A 19,636-nucleotide genomic window follows, 5' to 3' on the forward strand; every position below is an offset into this window, starting at 1 on the left:
GCTTGTGCGACGGCGAGATGTCGGCCCGCTTGGTGCACTTGTTGATTCGTAGGCTTCGCCATCCTGTGATGCTAGTGAGAGGACGTCGCTCGTTGGCGACATCGGCGAAGATCGTCCACATGACCGAGCGGACCGTAAATGCGCGACAACTGGAAGTCCTCAAGTGGATCGTTGACGGCTGTCCCGAAGGGGTCATGACCGGAACCACACACAAGACCACGGCGGTAGCACTTCAAGGTCGCCGACTCGTCAAGGTGTCGAAGAAGGGCGGCGTATGGAGGGCGGAGCCGACCGATGCCGGGCGCCAATTCCTTGCGACCGGGGCGTATCCGGCCGGACATTGGTCAGCTAGCCGCGAGTCGCCGGCCCGGTTGATCCCGACTGCGGCGGCTAAGCCCGCGAAGCCGTCAACCCAACCGAAGGTCACCGGTCTACGGCCTGTTGACCAGATGATCGCGGACTTGATCAAGGCGGGCGGCGAAGTAACGGTCGAGGTCGACAACAACCGCCAGGGTTACTGGGAAGGTCTGGCGTCGTCGGCGACGCGGTACAACAAGGTCCCTAGCGGGAAGTTGCTCAAGGTCACGCGCGGCAAGGCCTGGAGCGAGCGGATTATCAGGCTCGAAGATCCACCCGAGTGGATGACCGCCGTGCTCGATCCGATCCACGTCTCGGAACAGCTACGCAACCCGCACCCAGTGGTGAAGGCGATCCGAGGGGATCGCGAACGATTGACGATAAGGCGTGACGTGCGTGTCCGTGCGCTGCGGATCCTGGATGCGCTCGCGAAATCAGCGCAGGCACGCGACTACGAGGTGACCGCACCCAAGGCCGAGTCTGGCTACCGCCATGCGAAGGGCTATCTCAACGTCACAATCAACGGACACCCAAACGTTGTCGACATCGAGGAACTGAAGGATCGCGTCCCCCATGAGCCAACCGCACATGAGTTGCGGGAGAAGGAGCGCTACTCGTGGACCCGCATCCCGGACTACGACCACGTGCCATCAGGTCGGCTGCAGATCCGCCTACTCCGGGAGTCGGCGGTTCGCCAGGATGCCTTTTCGGACACGAAGACGATCAACCTCGAGAACAGATTGCCCGTCGTAATGCAGGAGTTGGAACTGCGAGCGGCTGCTGCCGAAGAGCGGACACAGCGCCTCGAACGCGAACGGCAGGAGCGTCAACGACAGTGGGAACAGGTTCGCGACGAGGCTATCGTCCAAGCACGGCGGCTGCACCGTGCGAGGGTGCTGAGTCGACAGGTCGAACTGTGGAGGCAGGCCGAGGAGGTCGACTCCTACCTCGCCGTCGTGACTGAAAAGGTCGAGCGTCTGCCAGACGGAAGCGAGAAGCGGGCAGCGACCGAGTGGCTGGCCTGGATCCGGGACTACCGCTCCCAGCTTGATCCGACCGACCAGTCCCTGTCTATGCCGACCGATCCAGAGTTCACAGGGGAAGTTCTCAAGCCATTCATGCGCGGACTGTCGCCCTATGGGCCGGGCTGGTAGTCAGCCACTCGGTGGACGACCAGACGTAGATCGTCTCCGATTCGATGAGCCGCGAGCATCGCGCATGGACGGTCGGAGCGCTGTCGAGAGTCCAGCGTGATAGCGCCTTGAGAGCGGTGCCGGGGAGCCCCCGAACTACGTCAGGATCAAGGACGGTCGCCTCGCCTGGCGCGACGCCGAGGGTTACCTGATGCCGCTCCGCGACCCCATCGAGGTAACGGCGCATCCGGTTGGAGAGCAGTTGGACGCACCAGCGGTCGTCGAACTCGGGCGGCATGGTCGTCAGCCGGTAGAAGTCCTTCAACACCTCGCCAAGGTGCTGCGTCCACGCGGCATTGGTCTCGCGCGGCTCGCGCGGGAACTTGAACTCGATCGCTGTCCAGGTCGGCTCCGAAAGCACGAGGTCCACGGCATCCGGGACGCCAGGGCGACGCCACTCGGTCACGATGTGCGCCGGGCTTACGCCCGCGGTGACGAGCTCCTGAACCACTGCGAAGCGCAGCACGTCTTCGGTCAGTAGGTCCTGCAGGCCCACCGCTCGATGTTTGTCGAGGTGGGCAGCCGTGGAGGACCACAGAACGTCCCAATCGACGGCGGGAGACGTGGGCACGGCTGATTGTCGCGTGCCCACGTCCCCGCTGTTCACGAACTCGTCAGAGTGCGCCCGACTCCTGAAGCACCTTCATGGTCGCAAGCACCGCGTCATCTCGATACTGCGTCTCGGAAGCCACGGCCCGAACGATCTGAACGACATCGCGAGCTGCAACAAGGCCGATCGGCTTCCCCGCGACGCGCTGCTCTGAACACCATTCGCGCACGCGTTTCTCATGGCCGTTGGCGAACTTGCCTACGTACAACCGCATTTCGACCTGGCCCTCGTCGTAGCCGAAGCGCTCGGCTGCCTGCCGGACGACGCTGTCGCGGACACGCAGGTTGTTGAGGAGTGTGTAGCGCTTGGCGTACTGCGCCGATTCGCCGTTGAGGTGGTGATAAGCAACGCCGTACGAGCCGAAGTAGGACTTCACGCTCGCGAGCACGAGCCGGTCGACCCTGGCTCCGATCAGGTCGACTTCGAAGCCGTGGGTCTGGAACTCGGCGTGCATGGTCTTGCGCGTCTGCAACCGGACCGGGAACTTGTGTCCGCCGCTGACGATGAGGTTCTCGGTCTCCATGGCGAGCGAGACGAACTGCTCGAATGCTTCCATAGGCTCGCCACCTCGCTTCCCGTCGGCATGGTGAAGGTTCCTGCACGATAGTGAAGATCTCTTCACTGCGCTGAGGACTCGCCGCCGATGGGATGAACGGCGTGCCGAACCCGATCCGAGAGCCCAACTTTCAGGCGCTCCGGATCCAGTTCTCGCGGTTGCGGAACGAACACGGCTGGTCCTACGACGAGTTGGCTGATCGGACCGGCATCACCCGACGAACGCTCATCTCCATCGAGACCGGCCAGACAAACGGGTCGCTCGACACGTGGTTCCGACTGGCACAGGCGTTCGGCATGCCGTTGGGGGACCTGCTCGCGCCACTAGGCAGCGACTGAGAATCAGCGCTGAGCCGCGTACTTCTCGGGCGTTCGCGAGCATGCGTCTGGTGTCCTCGTTAGAGTCGCCGAATGTCGGGGAGGAGGGTCCTCGCTGGCGAGGAGGGTCTACGTGAGCAAGTCCCTGCTGGAGCAGTTGCCCAACATCGTCGCCGCTGGCAAGCGCCAGGCCGCGCAGATTCTTGAGCAACTCGACGGCGACCACCGCGTCTCGCTTCAGACTCGCGAACTTGTGATCCCCGGCCGCGACACCTCCGGTGCAGATCTGTTCGCCGAGGAGTCGAGGGCAGAAGCCGAAGGTGTAGTGGCGGGCGGCTTCGGGGCCATGAACCGGCTGATCTACGGCGACAATCTCCTTGCGATGGCGGCGCTCCTAGCTGGCAACGATGAGACTCCGAGTTTGCGAGGGAAGATCGATCTCATCTACATCGATCCGCCGTTCGACTCAAAGGCCGACTATCGATCGAAGATCGTCCTGCCCGGGGCAACACTCGACCAGAAGCCAAATATCTTGGAGCAGTTTGCCTACTCCGACACCTGGGCGGACGGAAGCGCCTCGTTCCTGGGCATGCTGACGCCGCGGCTCGCACTGATGCGCGAACTGCTCTCAGACAGCGGGAGCATCGTCGTTCACACGGACTGGCACGTTGGTCACTACGTGAAAATCCTCCTCGACGAAATCTTCGGCAAGGACAACTTTCGCAACGAGATTGTTTGGCACTACTACAACAAGCTTCAAGGAAACGTCGGTCGGTTTGCATCGAACCACGACGTCCTATTCGCATATAAGAAGCTGAACAATCCCGTTTACAACGTGATCCGCGAACTGCGCGACAAGCCGAAGCGTCAGCAAAAGCGGGCTTGGGACCCCGCGACGAAGACCCTGAAGCAGGCGCGCGACGAGCAGGGAAACTTGATCTACTACGAAGACACGCATCGCATGCTCGATGATGTCTGGCGCCTGCCCTACATCATGCCAGCCGACAAGATTCAGAAACTGAACTATCCGACCCAGAAGCCGGAGACCCTTCTTGCGCGAGTAATCGAGTCTGCCTCCAACGAGGGAGATCTCATCGCCGACTTCTTCGTCGGGTCTGGTACGACGGCGGCCGTGGCTGAACGCCTTGGGCGGCGGTGGGTCGCCACCGACCTTGGCAAGCCATCGGCGATGATGACACGCAAGCGTCTGGTAGATCTGAACGCGCAGCCGTTCTTGTACCAAGCCATCGGGGACTACCAGGTGGAGCAGGCACGGTCAACGCTCGGACGGTCCTTCCGCATTGGAGATCTGGCACGCGTTGTGCTGGACATCTTCGGAGCGCTGCCGCTCCCACCTGAGGAGAACGTCAACGGCAGCCTCGGACGGCTTCCGCACTCACGAACGCTTGTGTACGCCGATAGCCCATCCAAGCTCACGACGGTCTCGACACTCCGACGAGCACGGGGCTACCGCGACGCCAAGATGGGCGGGTTCGACAAGGTCATCGTCCTCGGCTGGAACTTCTCGGCTGGAATAGGTCACGACATCAGCGCACTATCGGACGACCGCCTGGAGGTGCTTGTCATCCCGCCGGATCTTCTCGACCGATTGAAGAAGAAGGGTGCGGACAAGATTGCGGGTGAGGTGCGCTTCTCAAGCCTGCAGTACCTTCGCGCCACCGTTGAGCAGAGGCTGGCCGCCCCGGACGGCGAAGTGCTCCGGGTTGTGTTGGACAACTACCTTCTGCTCTCGCCTGACGCGATCAATCTCGACGCGAAGAACCGTGAAGCGCTACAGAAGGTGATGAACAGTGAGCCGCTGGCGCTAATCGAATACTGGGCGGTCGATCCCGACTATGACGGTCAGGTGTTCCGCTCGGTTTGGCAGGACTACCGCGGCAACACCGAGAACGACAACGACCCGCTGCGCGTGGTCACTAGGGCGCAGATCGAGCTTCCACCGAAAGACGGGTCCCGTACGGTGTGTGTTCGGGCAGTCGACGTGTTCGGCTTCGAGTCCGAGGTCGTCATTGAGGACGTGGATCTGCCGTGAATGCGTTGTTCCCGCTTGCGGCTGGCCTTTCGGCGCAAGTCGATCCGCAGGTCGAGGACCTGATAGCCGGCCTAGAGCCTGAGCTCCTCGGCCAGGTCACCGCAACAACGGCCGAGTTGCTTCGCTTCTGGTTTCAGCAGGACTACTGCGACGTACGGGACCTCAACTTCCACGAAGGTCAGCGCAGAGCCATCCTGCATGTCATCTACGCCCATGAAGTTGTGGGCGCGAAGACTCTGGGCGAGCTGTACCAGGCAGTGGCGCCCAACGCCATGCTCGATGGCGGGGTCCTCGGCGAGGTGACCCGGGACCGTCACCAACACCCGAAGTACGCGGCGAAGATGGCCACCGGGACCGGCAAGACTTGGGTGCTCAACGCCCTCCTGGTCTGGCAGTACCTCAACAAGAAGGCGACGCCTGACGATGAGCGCTTCACTAGCAACTTCCTGCTCGTCGCGCCTGGTCTCATCGTGTACGACCGGTTGCTCGATTCCTTCCAGGGCAAGACCATCGACGGCATCCGTGACTTCACCACGAGTGACATTCATCGACAGCAGGCTCTATTCATCCCCGACAACTACCGTCAGTCGATATTTGGCTTCCTTCAGTCGTCAGTGGTCACCAAGACTGACATTGGTCGGAAGGTCACGGGCGGGGGCATGGTCGCCATCACCAACTGGCACTTGCTCGCTGGCGTCGAAGATCCAAACTTCCTTGACGAGGATGGCGTCGAGGCTCCGGGTAGCGACATCGACGGCAAGGCTGCCGTGGAGAGCCTCTTTCCGCTTACTCCAGGCACGTCCAAGGGCAACTCGCTCGACGTGCTAGATCGGCGGTTCGCACGTGGTGGGCCGTTGCAGTTCCTAGTCGATCTTCCCGACCTCATGGTCTTGAACGACGAGGCACACCACATACACGAGGTTCGCTCGGCGGGAGAGGTCACGGATGTCGAGTGGCAGAAGAGTCTTCTGGAGATCGCAGCGCCGAAGGGCCACAGGTTCATCCAGGTGGACTTCTCCGCAACCCCGTACAACGAGGTCGGCAGTGGCAAGAAGAAGGGGAGGCAGTACTTCCCTCACATTGTGGTGGACTTCGACCTAACCAGCGCGATGAAGGCTGGCCTGGTGAAGGCGCTCGCCCTCGACAAGCGCAAGGAGGTCGCGGCCCTGCCGCTCGACTTCCGTTCAGAGCGTGACGACGCGGGCAACGTGGTCGGGCTGTCGCAGGGACAGAGAGTGATGCTTCAAGCCGGGCTGACCAAGCTCCGCATCCTCGAAGAGCAGTTCGCTAAGACCGATCCAGACAAGCACCCAAAGCTCCTGGTGATCTGCGAGGACACTAACGTCACCCCGCTCGTTGAGGACTTCCTCGTTGAGACTGGGATGGGGGCCGACGACGTACTGCGGGTGGACTCTGGCAAGAAGGCCGAGCTGGCGGCTAAGGATTGGGAGCCGATTCGCGAGCGGCTGTTTGATGTCGACCGACACTCAACGCCGCGCGCGATCGTCTCGGTGCTCATGCTTCGCGAGGGCTTCGACGTGTCGAACATCTGCGTGATCGTCCCTCTCAGGAGCTCGCAGGCCTCGATCCTGCTGGAGCAGACCGTAGGCCGCGGTCTGCGGCTGATGTGGCGAGGCGACGAGACGATCGATGAGCTAAAGCAGGAGACTCGCGAGCGCATCGCGAACGGCCAGGAACCAAACAACTATTTTGACGTCTTGTTCGTTGTGGAGCATCCGGCGTTCGAGGAGTTCTATAAGGATCTGATCGCCGAGGGCCTGGCGGGAACGGTCGGCGACGACGCAGATGAGACGAACCCGCGCGGTGACCTGGAAAGTGTCGATCTCAAGCCGGGGTATCAGGCCTTCGACTTCGAGATTCCAGTGATCCTGCGGGACGCCGACGAGGAGTTGAAGGCCCCGAGCCTCGACCCGATGGTCTTGCCGCCTAGCAAGTACCCGATCGACTTTCTGATCCGGCAGATCGGCAAGGGCGATCAGTTCGCGTCACACGATCAGCAGAGCGGCACCCAGTACGGCGACTACCGGGTCGAGGGCGGCATCCTGACAGCAACCGGCTACAACGACTATCTGTCCCGCATGACCAACCGCATCACACACGCTCTCGGCGCCAATATCACCAAGAGCGCAGCCAAGTTCAAAGAAGTGAGTCAGTTCCCGATTCTCCAAGCGCACCGGCCCCTGCTGGTGGGCTGGCTGGATGCCTACATCCGCGGGCGCTTGTTCGGCAAGGAGTTCGACCCCCACCAGGACGAGAACTGGCGGGTGCTCATGGTCGACGATGTCGCGCAGCACGTCGCCGGGGTGTTTGCAACAAGGCTTACCGAGCTTCAGGAGAGTGTGAAGGCAAGCGAAGCCAAGGTGCGCCACATCTTGCTGTCCGAGGTCAAGACGATCCCCGTGCGATCGACCTCATTCCTAGAGGTCAGGAAATGCATCTATCCGAAGCTCCCGATCCCGACGTACAAGGGTGGCTTGGAGCGCCGGTTCGTTCAGTGGGTCGAGAAGGACACGAAGGTTGAGGCGTTCTGCAAGATCCATGAACACCGCCACCATGTGATGCGCCGCCCGTACTTGAAGGCGGACGGAATGCCGGCCCAGTACTCGCCGGACTTCATCGTGCGAACTGGGGACGCTATCTATGTGGTAGAGACGAAGGCCCAGTCGGCGCTCTCCGATGAGAATGTCCGGCGCAAGGAGCGCGCTGCGCTCACGTGGGTCGAGCAGATCAACACTTTAGAGCCGCACCACCGCATGGACGTTTCGTGGTCGTACGTGCTGCTGGGCGAGGAGTTCGTCAAGAGCTGGGAGTCGAAGGGCATGCGTGCCTCTGAAGCTTTGGAGATGGCGCGCCTTCGTCGTCCCGACGATCCTGGCCAGACCACAATCTTCTGACTCCGCAGGGGCCGACGCACCGGCCCGGGCGTGACGGATTAGAACAGGCCGCTCGACGGGTCATCCCGGCCCGGCTGGTCCTGGATGGCGTCGATGACTCCGGTGATCTGAGCGTGGTACAGCCACGAGAGGTTGCCCTCTTTCTCGAGGTCGCCAGCCACCTGAACGACGCTCCCCTGGTCGTGGGCATTGAGCGCGCGGTGGTAGTCGTCTTGGCCGAGGTGCACCCGGAGCTTGTTCGCTGGCTGCCCCGACAACGTCGTTATGCCGATGACTCCAGGACCACCAGCGTCGGACCGACTCAGCAGGTGGACCGTTCCGCTCGCGGTGACCCGGCGCGAAGGCTCAGGCCGCACTAGTTCGTTCGCGGCGCGTTCCAGCACCGGTACGACCGATGCCGCGAATGTGAACTCCTGTTCGTACGTCTGGAGTTCAGCTGGGTCTGGCTCCCACGTCACCGTGATGCTGGCGTAGTCGGAGTTCTGAGCAATGCGCTTGATCGCGGTCACTGACTCGTAGGAGAGAGCTAGTTCCGGGGACTTGAACGCTGACAGGCTGTTGCTTGTTCGGTAGTGGTCAATCGCTTCGGTTGCTGACGATAGCGATTCGACGATGGTTCGCGAGACCTCGCGACTTGCCACCGCATCCGTGTCGCCGAAGAGCGCGGCCTCGTCGGCATCTTTGCGTCCGCGCAACGGAATCGCACCGTTCACCGGAACGTAGGCTCGGACCACATAGCTGCCGACCTCTGTCTGACCCATCATCACCTCGTCAAGGAAGCGATTGGCAAAGCGGCCGTACTTGTTGCCGAAGTACGTGAGGCGCTCTCGCGCTCCCTTCGCCCCGGCGACCAGCAAGCCGCGTGCAGACGCGACTAACGTTTCTCCCTCCTCCCACTGGATCCATCCTTTCGGCGCCGCAGTCTCCTTAGCGAAGGCGAACTGATCCGTCGGAGACGTCGTGAGCCGACTGAGCAGTGTGAACGCCGCCGAGTCACTCGGCAGGTTCCGAAGCACATCGACGGCATCGCGCATCAACTCCGGAAAGTCAGGAGCCTCGGTTTCGAGCGGGACCAGCAGCGACCGCATGCGAGGACCGAGTTCGTCGCCGGGTGGACGGAAGCGGATGTACAGATCTCCCCGACTACTGACCTGCTGCCAGCCGGAATCGCGAAGGAGCTGGATGAGACGGCGGGGACTGGGGAGCGCGGACTCAGGCTGTTGGGAGGTCACGGAGCGAGTCCTCCCTCGATGCGATCCAGGATGCCGGTGAGCGCGGCGGCATCGAACACATTGGCAGCAGGTACCGACACCGTGGGCTTGTCCGCCTCGCTGGTCATGCCCTCCATGTTCAGCCAGTAGCAGCAGTGTCGCAGCAGCATCGCGCGGTGGTGTGTGTAGGTCCATCGGCTCTGGTCCTTGTGCACCACCATCAGGATCAAGATGTGCTTCTGAAGCCCTCGTGGCATCACCAGTGAGTCAAATGCCGCGCGGCTTTTGAACTGGTAGCTGAGGTGAGTGGCTCCGGTCGGCATGGAGATGCCTGTTGTGCTCTTGAGTTGAGCCTTGACCGAGATTTCTTCGGACGACGCGACGGGCTGACGGACTAACTCGACGTCGTACTTGTGGTTGTCGCGGCTGGTCCACTGCGCTGACACCCCGCAGGTCGCGGCGACAGCCGACACATATCCTTCCTGGAGTTGCTCCATGGCGTCGGTGAAGGTGCGCTCGACCACCTTGATCAGACCGGACAACTCTTTACCCTCCCGCGACTGCGGCGATGCTAGTTGCCAGAAGGCGCACGCGATGGGGTTTCGGTCATCACAGGGTGCTCCAGCAGGACGGCGCGGCGGCGATGGATGACGTGGAGATGGTCATCCGCAAGGACAACAAGATCAACTTCGGCAAGATCCAGCGTGAGATTCTTCGATTCACAACGGTGGAGTCATGTTTCCGCAGGTCAGCGCGCTAGCGGCCGTCGTTTGGTTGTCCGGCTACACACCTGAGTGCACATCGTATCCACAGACTCAACGCCACTTATCCACTGCTCATCCACGGGTTATCCACAGTGCCTGTGGACGGCGGGCTTCCACTCGTCGGCGACAGTGCGCACCATCGTGTTCAGATCGTGCCGAAGTACATCGGTGTAAGTACCGGTTAGACCTGTTCAAAGGAGTTGGTGGCATTGAGCCCGGAGTGGGTGAGCGCCGTTGGGCTCGTTGCCCTTGGCGGCATCAGATTGGGATGGGACATGTGGCGACACCGCAAGTCGAAGGCCGAAGCGGAGGACAAGCCTGGACATGACGAGGGCGAGCCACCCGCAGCCGCTGCCTGATCTGCTGTCGGTTGGCCCGCCCTATCAGAAAAGGTCAGGAGTCGGGGTCTACGCCCCGAACCAGAGCCTCCTTGGCCGTCTGCTCGGAGTGGCCGAACGAGTAGTTGGCCGAGTTGTTGCCACCCGGCGTCCCAGAAAGCTCGTCCCAGGCTGCGTTGAATTCGGCCTCGCTGACGTGCGGAGCGCGACCGATCCCGACCCCCTCGCGTTCGAGGATGCCGTACAGCCGCTTTTGCGCTTCGGCGGCGTTCCACCCATTCTCCCGCGACGCGACGAGGAACCTCGACGCGAGCGCCTGCTGCCTCCCATCGCCGTCAAGGAGCGGTCGAACCATGTAGATCAAGTCTGAGTCGACCCCCATCTGCAGGTAGTAGTGGTAGTCGATGTCGAAGTTCTCGTCGTCGCCGGTCACCTTGCGACCGTCCGCGGTCACGTACCGGATGTCCTTGCCGTTCTTCGTCATTACTTCTCCTGGTGTCTCGTAAGTGCTGGTGGTCCTGCCGGGGCCGAGCCCCGGGTGGCTGGCCCTGCGGTCGCGGGCGGTGCCCTCCCGCTTCGTCCGCGAGGCGGGGGAGGGCGGGCCATTCCTGGCTCTCTCATGCCGCCGTCTCCACGCGGAAGCGCAGGTCAAATGGGGTGCGACCTGGCGCCGGTGGCAGGGAGCTGGGGCGGTTGTTGCGCAACCTGTCTTCGTATCTCCGCGACGACCTGCGCACCCGGTCGGAGCTCGAGGCGCGTCAGTCGTGGACGATCAACGGGGCGAGGCTCGCGGTCGCTGCGCCGTGGGTGGTCCTGCTGCTGATGGCGTTCCAGACCGAGGTGATCACGCGCTACCGGTCGGCCACCGGCGCCCTCGTCCTCGTCGCCGGGGCCGCCGCGTGCGTGTTCGCCTACCGGCTGATGATGAGGATCGGTCGGCTCCCCACCGAGCGGCGGGTGTTTTCATGACGCCGGCAGCATGGGGTGCAGTGCTGGGCGGCGCCGTCGCGCTGGGCCTGCTGCTGGTCGCGGCGCGGGTGGCCGCCGTACTCCGGCCACAGCTCGAGGCGCGCGTCCTGCCCTACGTCCGCGACCTGACGACGACCTATCCGGTTCATGTGGGTCGCGACGGTGAGCCCCGGTCGGCACTCGTCGCCCTGGCGGCGCCGATGCTGCGGTCCGCGGCCGACCAGGTCGAGCGGGTGCTCGGCGGTGCCCCGTCCGTACGACGCCGGCTCGCCCGTGCCGGACTCGAGCGGACGGTGCACGACTTCCGCGTCGAACAGGTGCTGTGGGGACTCGCCGGCTTCGCCGTGACCGCGGCGTTCTGTGTCCTCAGCGCGCTCTCGCGCCCCGGCAACCCGCTGCCGCTCGTCCTTCTCTGCGCGGTGGGATTCGTCGCCGGCGTGCTCGCCCGTGACCAGCACCTGACCGCCCAGGTGCGCAGGCGGGAGCGGGCGATCGTCGAGGAGTTCCCGACCGTCGCGGAGCTGTTGGCGCTCGCGGTCGCAGCGGGGGAGGGGCCGGTGTCCGCCCTCGACCGGGTCGTCCGCCGGTCGCGGGGTGCATTGTCCGCCGATCTCGCGGCGGTGTTGGCTGCCATCCGCACGGGGGAACCGGTCGCCGATGCGTTCGACGGGCTGGCCGCGACGACGGGAGTGCCGATCGTCGCGCGGTTCGCGCATGGTGTCGCAGTCGCCGTCGAGCGCGGCACGCCGCTGACCGACGTGCTTCACGCGCAGGCCGGCGACGTCCGCGAGGCCGGCCGCCGTGAGCTCATCGAGCAAGCGTCGCGCCGGGAGATCGTGATGATGGTGCCCGTCGTCTTCATCGTGCTGCCCGTCACCGTCGTCTTCGCGTTCTGGCCCGGCCTGGTCGGCCTCTCGTTGACCGCACCCTGACCTCACCCCTTCGGATCCGTCTCGGGAAGGAACATTCATGGAACCAATGCTCACCATCTGGGTGTGGTGCTCAGTGCGCCTCCGGCCGCGTGACGATCGCGGTGACGTCCCGGGCTGGGTGCTCATCACCGTGATGTCGGTCGGGCTGGTGAGCGCTCTGCTCGCGTTCGCCCGCCCGGCCCTGGTCGGCATGCTCCGCACCGCCCTCAACTCCGTGCAATGACCCGACGGCCGCGGCCCGGCCAACGAGGCTCCGCGGTCGTCGACTTCGTTCTCGTGGTCGTCGTCCTGGCTCCGCTCGTGGTCGGGCTGATGCAGGTCGCGCTGGTGCTGCACGTGCGGGCCACCCTCGCTGCCGCAGCGTCGGACGGTGCTCGCTACGCGGCGACCGCTGATCGCGGACCCGCCGACGGCGTCGCCCGCACCCGGTCGCAGATCGACACCGCGATCGCCGGACGGTTCGCGCAGGACGTCGAGGTGCGGCAGGCCGCGGTCGACGGGCTTCCCGGTGTGATCATCACGGTCACCGCCGAGGTGCCGGCGCTCGGGATCGGCGGGCCGGCAGTGCGGTTCTCGGTATCCGGTCGCGCTGTCGAGGAGGCGCTGGCGTGAGGGACCGCAGAGACGAGGGCGGCAGCGCGCTCGTGGAGCTGGTCTGGCTCGGCATCCTGCTGCTCGTGCCGCTGCTGTGGATCGTGCTCTCCGTCTCGGAGGTGCAGCAGGGCGCATTCGGCGTCACCGCCGCCGCTCGCTCCGCTGGTCGCGCCTACGCCCTCGCCCCCGACGACGCGTCCGGCCAGCGGGCGGCCGAGGAAGTCGCCCGTCGCGCGCTCGCCGACCAGGGCCTCGAGGGCGCGCCGTTGACGGTGACCGTCACGTGTACACCGTACCCCGGCGACTGCCACAACGGCACCTCGGTGATCACCGTCCGGGTCCGGTCGAGCGTCGAGCTGCCGCTGCTGCCGGACGCGCTCGGTGGTGGCGCTCCGCGGTTCGCGCTCGACGCCACCCACTCGGTGCCGATCGGCCGCTACCAGGAGGTCGACGGTGGTTAGGCCCACCAGGCGGAGGGACGAGCGCGGACAGACCAGCGTGATCATCATCGGTTTCGCGCTGGTCGTCCTGCTGGTGGTCGTCGTCGTGGTCGACGCCGGCGCCGCCTACCTCAAGCGGCAGAGCCTCGACTCGCTCGCCGACGGCGCCGCGTTGTACGGCGCAGACGCCGCCGCCGAGGGGCGCGACGTCTACTCCGGCGGACTCGGCCACGACGACCTCGACCTCAGTGCCGGCGTCGCCCGCACGGCGGTGCATGACTACCTCCGCTCCACAGGGGCGTACGACGCACACCCCGGCCTCCGGGTCTCCGTCGCGGTTCGCGGCGACCGGGTCGTGGTCGAGATCGACGCGCCCGTCGACCTGCCGCTCAGCCTGCCCGGCGGTCCGGAGCGGCCGACCGTGGGCGCGACCGGCTCGGCCGTCGTACGCCCGGAGGCATGACGAGCAACGACCGGCGACGTCAGTATCGGAGTCGATACCGACGTCGGCTGTTCAGCCGCGGGTCAGCGGGGCGGGTCGTACGTTCGGAGCATGCGCTTCCGTCGCGCCGGCCTGGCAGCGATCGGTGGGGGGTTGCTGGGCCTGGCGGCCGCCACCACTACCACCGCGCCGCTCACCGATGCGTCGCCTCCCGCGGCAGCGGTCGTCACCACGACGACGTCGACGGCGATCGCCGATACCTACGTCGCAGAGTTCAACAAGGGGGCCAACTTCGGCGCTCGCGACATGCTTGCTGTCGATGCATCCGCCGTCCAGCGGACGTTCATCAAGTTCACCCTTTCCGGCATCACCGAACCGATCACCAGCGCCAAGCTGCGCCTGCACGTCAACGACATCTCCGGAGCCGGCAGCAACAGCGGAGGCACCTGGGCGTTGATGTCGGACACGACCTGGACCGAGACCGCGGTCACCTACAACAACCAGCCCGCGATCGACGGCGCCACGCTCGGCACCGTCGGCCCGGTCGCGCGCAACAGCTGGGTCGAGATCGACGTCACCGCCCACATCGCCGGCGACGGCACCTACAGCATCGGCGGTACGTCGAGCAGCGCGGACGGCGCCGAGTACGACTCGCGGGAGACCGGTGCCACCGCACCGCAGTTGGTGATCACGACCGGCACGCCTCCGCCGGCCGACCCCGTCATCGTGGGCGCCGGTGACATCGCTACCGCCGGATCGGGAGACACCAAGACAGCGGCTCTGATCAACGCTCTCCCCGACGCCGCCGTGTACACGACCGGCGACAACAGCCAGGGCAACGGAACGGCGGAGGAGTTCGCGGCGCACTACGAACCGAGCTGGGGTGTGTTCAAGGCCCGGACCCGTCCGGTCCCAGGGAACCACGACTACAAGACACCGGGCGCCACCGGCTACTACGACTACTTCGGCCCGCTGGCCGGCCCGTCGGGACTGGGTTACTACTCCTACGACATCGGTGAGTGGCACCTCGTCGCGCTGAACTCCGAGATCACGATGGCCAAGGGATCGGCCCAGGAGGTCTGGCTGCGCAACGACCTCGCCCTCAGCACGAAGCCGTGCACCCTCGCGTACTGGCACCGCCCGCTGTACACCTCGGGCGCCACGCACAAGCCGGCCATCGCCACCAGACCGCTGTTCCGGGCGCTCTACGACAACAACGCCGAAGTGGTCCTGAACGGACACAACCACCAGTACGAGCGCTTCGCCCCGATGGACCCGTTCGGTGTCCCGGACGCGACCCGCGGCATCCGCCAGTTCGTCGTCGGCACGGGCGGAGCGAGCCATTACGCATTCGGCACCGTCCAGCCGAACAGCGAGGTTCGCGACAACGTGGCGTACGGCGTCCTGAAGCTCACGCTGCGCGCCGCCAGCTATGACTGGGAGTTCATCCCGATCGCCGGCCAGACCTTCACCGACAGCGGCAGCGGCGCATGTCACTGAGTCAGTCGAGCTCGGTGACGGCGGCTCGCGCAGCCGAAATATCGTCATAGTCGGCAGGCTCCGGCGGACAAGATCAGGCGTACCTTCGAGGGAGGAGGGGCTGAGCAACTCGAAGGGAAAGCACGATGACATCAGCGAAGCAGAGCATTGACTCACCCCACGAGACGAGGCCGTTCAAGGCGCACGGTCACATGGACGTCGTCACGCTCGGCGACTTCACCCTGGGGCGGGGTGTCTTCGAACCGGGCTGGCGCTGGTCCGAGGACGTCAAGCCGATCGCCGGTACTGACTCCTGCCAGACCCACCACACCGGCTACTGCCTGTCCGGGCAGATGACGATCCGGTTCGACGACGGCACGGAGGTGACAGTCGGCCCCGGCGACGTGATGGTGGCAGAGCCCGGGCACGACGCCTGGGTCGTCGGCGACGAGCCGTGCATCCTCCTCGACACCGGCATCGCCGCGTACGCGAAGCCGGCGTGAGATCGTCGCCGGTCACTCGAACTCGGTGACCGTGGAGCCGATCTCGTAGACCGGGAAGGAGATCTCCCAGTCGGAGGTGAGCGGGTCGATCGCACCCTGCGGCGCGCCGTTGTAGGACCAGCTGCCGTCCCAGCGGGCGCTGGCCTCGACGGTCGCCGCGTCGGACGGGCTGGGGAAGGTCAGCGTGCAGTCGCTCTCACCAGCGGATCGCGTCCACTCGGTGCCGCCGTCCTCGCACACGACCGAGCCGGCGCCTTCGGAGAAGTACTCGACATTGGTGAGCGACAACTCGACGGTCGCCGACCACGGTCCAGCGCTCGCGGTGACCGAGCCCTCGGTCGGGAGAGCACCGTCGAGCCAGAACCAGGTGGGCCAGTTGACGACCGAGCCGTTGTCGCTCCGCTCCTGCGGGTTCCAGACGAACTCCGGATCGGGGACGGTGATCGCCTCCATCGCCGCCGCGAGCAGCACCTCGCCGGGGACGGGAGGGATCGGGGGCGACCCGCCCGCCTCGACGTAGACCGAGTCGTGGGTGCGGAACCACTCCTCGGCGAACTCGAAGAAGTCGTCGATGTCCTCGAAGGTCGCGCTGGAGCAGGTCGCGCCGTACCAGTGGCCCTCCGTGTCGTCCTTGTAGCGCTGGTAGCCCGGGTGCGGCTCGTAGTTGCCGATGCCGCCGGTGCGGTGCCAGAGCCTCGCGGCTTCGCCGGAGTCGACCCACTCGGCGTACTCCTTGCCGGTGTAGCCCGCGTCGTACCAGCACGGCGTCGGCAGGCTGACCGTGGTCGTGCCAGACGATCCGGCGGAGCCGGCGCCGACGAAGGACCCGCTCACGGTGATCGTGACGGTGCCGCCGCTGGACGACGTGTCGCCGCAGTTGTCGGTGCCGACGCCGCAGGCGCTGGCGGGTTCGACCGCCGCGCCGAGCGCGATGGCACTGCCGGCCATGGCCAGCACGGCCGTCGATCGGAGCACGGACTTCAGCATGTTCCCTCCTGGGTCGCGGCCTCGGTGACGGTCCACGAGCCGTCGATCTGGGTGACGATCACGCGGAACGGCACCCGGGCGGGGCCGTCGGGGGCGGACGCGGAACCGCCCTCGACGAATCGCAGCTCGGTGCCGTCGAGGCAGAGGTCGAGGCCGAGCAGGCCGCCGTTCGTCTCGACGTCGTCGAAGGTGGCGACCGACGTGCCGCGGTAGTAGGCGTCGTGATCCTGCAGGTAGGTCGCCGTGGACTGGAAGGTCGCCACCACCTGCTCGGCGGCGTTCTCGCTCACCAGCGGGTTCATCTTCGCCTCGCGCGCCAGCTGGAGCCGGCCGCGGTCGAACGCGACGAAGACCTCGAGCGCGACGCGGTAGCTGCCCTTCAGGTCCGGCAGGCCGTCGTACTCGAGGCCGACGTCGGGATAGCTGGTAGGAATCGGCTTCGGGCCCTTGGGCGCCGACGTCGTCGGCTCTGTCGACCCGGTCGCCTCCGAGCTCGGCTCGAGGTCGGGCGAGGTCGCGCTCGACGGGTCGCCGTCATCGCCGCCGCACGCGAGGAGCCCGGCTGCGAGCACGGCCAGGGTGGCTGCCGACGCGGCCGCCCGAGATGGCGTCATTGGAGCTCTCCGTGGATCCCGAGTCGCTCCGGTTGACCCGGAGCCGATGCTCAGGACTTTATCCCGCTGCGGACGACGTCAAACAAGCGAGGTACGACGAATGGGCTCAGTCCGTCTCGTCGTCATCCGCGTCGTCCTCGCAGCCGGGCCGGTCGTCGGTCGGCAGCTCGGTGGGGGCGTCGGTCGGGTCGGTCGCGTCGGTCGGGCTGTCGGTGGGGGCAGCCGTCGCAGTGTCCGTCGGCTCCGGCGTCGCCGTGTCCGTCAGCTCGGTGCTGGCCTCGTCCGTCGGCTCATCGGTGTCGGTGGGGCACGACGGGTCGGGGCGGTCCGTCGGGTCCCTCGGCGGGTGCGTCGAGGACGGCGGGTTGGGCGAGGGCGACCATGTGACCGGGTCGGTCGCGGTCGCCGAGGGGGGATCGGACGCGGTCGGGCCGTCGGACGGCACGGGGTTGCGCGCGTTGACCGGCACGTTGGTCGGCAGGTCGGTCGGTACGTCGACGGGCGTGTCGGCCGGGATGACGACCGGGTCCGAGTCGTAGGACTGGCTCATCTGGGTCCGGTACGCGCGGTCGGTCGCGAGCACGGTCTCGATGAAGGTCCGGTCGTCGTTGATCCGTCGTACGGCGTCGATGCGCCCGGCCCGGCGGCGCAGGTCGTCGTCGCCCGAGCAGAGCAGCACCGAGACCGCGAGCGCCGCGTCGTCGATGTCGTGGGGGTTGCGCCGGCCGTCGTCGTCGCTGTCGACGCCGACCACGGCCCAGGTTGCGGGTGAGAGCTGCAGCGGGCCCACAGGCCGGTCGAAGCGGCCGTCGCCGTCGAGGCGCCCGGCGTCGCTGTCGGGGATCCGCTTGCCGTCACGACCCACCAACGGCTTGCCGGCGTACTGGGGCCGCATCCGGCCGCTCTCGTCGAGCTCGCTGCCGGCGGTGGTGCCGTGGCCGCTGACCACGTGGCCGACCGCGGCCACCAGCGTCCACTCGAGGTGGCACCGCTTGTCGGCGCTGCCGAGGACTGCGGCGGCGCGTTGGTAGGCGGCCAGGGCCGTGCTGGGCACGGCGTCGAGCTGGACACCGTCGGCCACGACCACCGCGACGTCGGGGATGCCGACCGGGACGTCCTGGACCTCGACGGGCGGCGCCAGCGGCAGTTCGGCCTCGGTCGTCGCGGTCGTGGTGGCGTCCGCCGAGGACGGAGCTTCAGCGCGCGGAGTGGCGTTCGTGAGCGTCACCGCGGCGGCGGTGATGGTGACAGAGGTGAGGGCGAGCGCGGACAGCACGGACGTCAAGACCGCGCGCCTGACGGCGCTGCCGGACCGCACCGGCGCATTGCGGTGTCGCGCTGCCATCAATTCCACCTCTTGGTCGTATCCAAGGATGCAACGAGATCAACGTCCCGCATACAGCAAACGTCACAAAATCATCCGAATGGTCAGTTCTCGGACAGGTTCAGGCCCCGTCCTCGAGGAGTCCGAGCGCGATCAGGTCGGTCAGGGGGTCCGTGACGCTGCACGACCCGTAGGAGGTGAACCAGCGGCGGGCGCCGGCGACGTCGAGCTCCGTCGCCTGCGCGACGAGTGACGCCGGGTCGCGCTCCTCCAGCGCTGCGACGGCGTCGGCGACGGGGGTGCCGTCGAACAGGAGCCGGGTCGTGACCAGCACGTTGAGGAAGCCGTGGTGCTCGAACCCGGTGTCGCCGGCGGTGTGCCGGACGGCGTGGTGCAGACCGGCGGTGCACTTGAAGGGCGTCTCGCGGTCGAGCGCCGCGTCGATCCAGCGGGCGAGGGCGTGGGCGGGTGGGAACGCGTCGGGGCTGAGGCCGCCGGTCCGGAACTTCAGCCGGAAGCCGCTCCCGGCCACCACGTCGGCCGCAGCGAGCCACGACCCGGTCGCGGCGACGTGCGGCAGCTCGACGTACACGGGGACCTCGGGGTCGAGCACGCCCGCGGCGTGTGCGGCGTCGACGGCGGCCGCGACCCGGTGGGCGTTGCCCGGCAGGTCGTCGAGGTCGGCCAGGGCGACCTCCAGGCCGGCGAGGTCGGTGGGGGACCGGCCGCACAGGGTGGCGGCGCCGCCGACCGAGCCGGCGCCGCCGGTCAGCACCACGGAGACGGCCAGCCGGGCGTCGATCTGCGGGACGTCGACGTCCTTGACGACCAGGGGCCCGACCAGGGCGGCGTACCACTCCTCGCGCCGGGCGACGTGAGCCGCCACGGCTTCCGGGAGCGGGAGGTCGCCGGGCGGGAACATCGCGGCGTCGTCGACGAGCCCGACCCAGGGCTGCGGCACTGTGGACACACGCCCACCTTAGGAGCCCGCCGCCGACCGGCCACGAATGGCCGCGGGGTGTGCCCGGCCCGTAACCT

22 protein-coding genes are annotated in these 19,636 nt (G+C 66.2%); 13 read left to right on the plus strand and 9 right to left on the minus strand.

From position 1 onward, the window contains the following. Positions 1-119: 119 nt before the first annotated feature. Positions 120-1,511 carry a hypothetical protein gene (locus tag SHK19_RS05320; protein WP_322938034.1) on the plus strand — a complete coding sequence of 464 codons (1,392 nt, stop codon included), beginning with the start codon at positions 120-122 and terminating at the stop codon, positions 1,509-1,511. Here the strand turns inward: SHK19_RS05320 and SHK19_RS05325 are convergent. Beyond that, the gene (locus SHK19_RS05325; RefSeq protein ID WP_322938035.1) at positions 1,474-2,046 is read right to left on the minus strand and encodes a hypothetical protein; all 573 of its coding nucleotides are present in this window, start codon (positions 2,044-2,046) and stop codon (positions 1,474-1,476) included. The two genes, SHK19_RS05320 and SHK19_RS05325, sit on opposite strands and share 38 nt — an antisense overlap. Before the next feature lie 118 nt (positions 2,047-2,164). After that, entirely contained in the window at positions 2,165-2,716 is a 552-nt protein-coding gene (locus SHK19_RS05330) for a hypothetical protein (RefSeq protein WP_322938036.1), read from the minus strand. Between the two features lie 101 nt (positions 2,717-2,817). Here SHK19_RS05330 and SHK19_RS05335 point away from each other — a divergent pair, with 101 nt between their 5' ends. From SHK19_RS05335 to SHK19_RS05345, 3 genes are all read left to right on the plus strand, one after another. Then, complete coding sequence (locus tag SHK19_RS05335; RefSeq protein ID WP_322938037.1) at positions 2,818-3,054, plus strand: helix-turn-helix transcriptional regulator; 237 nt, start codon at positions 2,818-2,820, stop codon at positions 3,052-3,054. A 112-nt stretch (positions 3,055-3,166) separates the two neighbouring features. After that, positions 3,167-5,086, plus strand: coding sequence for a DNA methyltransferase (locus SHK19_RS05340; protein ID WP_322938038.1), 1,920 nt, complete (start codon positions 3,167-3,169; stop codon positions 5,084-5,086). Then, complete coding sequence (locus SHK19_RS05345) at positions 5,083-8,001, plus strand: DEAD/DEAH box helicase family protein (protein WP_322938039.1); 2,919 nt, start codon at positions 5,083-5,085, stop codon at positions 7,999-8,001. The genes SHK19_RS05340 and SHK19_RS05345 overlap by 4 nt, the downstream gene beginning before the upstream one ends. A 38-nt stretch (positions 8,002-8,039) precedes the next feature. Here SHK19_RS05345 and SHK19_RS05350 read toward each other — a convergent pair whose 3' ends face one another. Together SHK19_RS05350 and SHK19_RS05355 are read right to left on the minus strand one after the other, a co-directional pair. Next, the gene (locus SHK19_RS05350) at positions 8,040-9,233 is read right to left on the minus strand and encodes a hypothetical protein (protein ID WP_322938040.1); all 1,194 of its coding nucleotides are present in this window, start codon (positions 9,231-9,233) and stop codon (positions 8,040-8,042) included. Continuing rightward, positions 9,230-9,754 (minus strand): DUF4365 domain-containing protein, encoded by a 525-nt coding sequence (locus SHK19_RS05355; protein WP_322938041.1) that lies wholly within the window; start codon positions 9,752-9,754, stop codon positions 9,230-9,232. The genes SHK19_RS05350 and SHK19_RS05355 overlap by 4 nt, the downstream gene beginning before the upstream one ends. 74 nt (positions 9,755-9,828) lie before the next feature. Between SHK19_RS05355 and SHK19_RS05360 the strand changes: the two genes are divergently transcribed. Further along, positions 9,829-9,972 carry a hypothetical protein gene (locus tag SHK19_RS05360; RefSeq protein ID WP_322938042.1) on the plus strand — a complete coding sequence of 48 codons (144 nt, stop codon included), beginning with the start codon at positions 9,829-9,831 and terminating at the stop codon, positions 9,970-9,972. Between the two features lie 397 nt (positions 9,973-10,369). Here SHK19_RS05360 and SHK19_RS05365 read toward each other — a convergent pair whose 3' ends face one another. Next, positions 10,370-10,798, minus strand: coding sequence for a hypothetical protein (locus SHK19_RS05365; RefSeq protein WP_322938043.1), 429 nt, complete (start codon positions 10,796-10,798; stop codon positions 10,370-10,372). A 209-nt stretch (positions 10,799-11,007) separates the two neighbouring features. Here SHK19_RS05365 and SHK19_RS05370 point away from each other — a divergent pair, with 209 nt between their 5' ends. The 8 genes from SHK19_RS05370 (at position 11,008) to SHK19_RS05405 (ending at position 15,673) form a co-directional block, all read left to right on the plus strand. After that, the gene (locus SHK19_RS05370) at positions 11,008-11,283 is read left to right on the plus strand and encodes a hypothetical protein (RefSeq protein ID WP_322938044.1); all 276 of its coding nucleotides are present in this window, start codon (positions 11,008-11,010) and stop codon (positions 11,281-11,283) included. Beyond that, positions 11,280-12,215 (plus strand): type II secretion system F family protein, encoded by a 936-nt coding sequence (locus SHK19_RS05375; RefSeq protein ID WP_322938045.1) that lies wholly within the window; start codon positions 11,280-11,282, stop codon positions 12,213-12,215. Before SHK19_RS05370 ends, SHK19_RS05375 begins: the two co-directional genes overlap by 4 nt. A gap of 37 nt (positions 12,216-12,252) precedes the next feature. Beyond that, positions 12,253-12,438: a hypothetical protein gene (locus tag SHK19_RS05380; protein ID WP_322458201.1), complete on the plus strand. Its 186-nt coding sequence runs from the start codon at positions 12,253-12,255 to the stop codon at positions 12,436-12,438. Beyond that, a complete protein-coding gene (locus SHK19_RS05385; protein ID WP_322938046.1) occupies positions 12,435-12,827 on the plus strand; it encodes a TadE/TadG family type IV pilus assembly protein in 393 nt (130 codons plus the stop codon). Before SHK19_RS05380 ends, SHK19_RS05385 begins: the two co-directional genes overlap by 4 nt. Next, positions 12,824-13,270: a hypothetical protein gene (locus SHK19_RS05390; RefSeq protein ID WP_322458203.1), complete on the plus strand. Its 447-nt coding sequence runs from the start codon at positions 12,824-12,826 to the stop codon at positions 13,268-13,270. The genes SHK19_RS05385 and SHK19_RS05390 overlap by 4 nt, the downstream gene beginning before the upstream one ends. 37 nt (positions 13,271-13,307) lie before the next feature. Continuing rightward, on the plus strand, positions 13,308-13,712 hold the full coding sequence (locus SHK19_RS05395) for a pilus assembly protein TadG-related protein (protein WP_322458204.1): 405 nt from the start codon (positions 13,308-13,310) through the stop codon (positions 13,710-13,712). A 90-nt stretch (positions 13,713-13,802) separates the two neighbouring features. After that, complete coding sequence (locus SHK19_RS05400) at positions 13,803-15,191, plus strand: CBM96 family carbohydrate-binding protein (RefSeq protein WP_322938047.1); 1,389 nt, start codon at positions 13,803-13,805, stop codon at positions 15,189-15,191. 191 nt (positions 15,192-15,382) lie between these two features. Then, positions 15,383-15,673 carry a cupin domain-containing protein gene (locus tag SHK19_RS05405; protein WP_322938048.1) on the plus strand — a complete coding sequence of 97 codons (291 nt, stop codon included), beginning with the start codon at positions 15,383-15,385 and terminating at the stop codon, positions 15,671-15,673. A gap of 12 nt (positions 15,674-15,685) precedes the next feature. Here SHK19_RS05405 and SHK19_RS05410 read toward each other — a convergent pair whose 3' ends face one another. From SHK19_RS05410 to SHK19_RS05425, 4 genes are all read right to left on the minus strand, one after another. After that, entirely contained in the window at positions 15,686-16,660 is a 975-nt protein-coding gene (locus SHK19_RS05410; protein WP_322938049.1) for a hypothetical protein, read from the minus strand. Beyond that, positions 16,654-17,274, minus strand: coding sequence for a hypothetical protein (locus SHK19_RS05415; protein ID WP_322938050.1), 621 nt, complete (start codon positions 17,272-17,274; stop codon positions 16,654-16,656). Before SHK19_RS05415 ends, SHK19_RS05410 begins: the two co-directional genes overlap by 7 nt. Positions 17,275-17,380: 106 nt before the next feature. Further along, positions 17,381-18,619, minus strand: a complete 1,239-nt coding sequence (locus SHK19_RS05420) for a lysozyme family protein (protein ID WP_322938051.1) — start codon at positions 18,617-18,619, stop codon at positions 17,381-17,383. A 100-nt stretch (positions 18,620-18,719) separates the two neighbouring features. Further along, entirely contained in the window at positions 18,720-19,568 is an 849-nt protein-coding gene (locus SHK19_RS05425) for a hypothetical protein (RefSeq protein WP_322938052.1), read from the minus strand. Positions 19,569-19,636 lie beyond the last annotated feature (68 nt).

This window comes from Nocardioides bizhenqiangii (assembly GCF_034661235.1).
Classification (GTDB): Bacteria; Actinomycetota; Actinomycetes; order Propionibacteriales; family Nocardioidaceae; genus Nocardioides; species Nocardioides bizhenqiangii.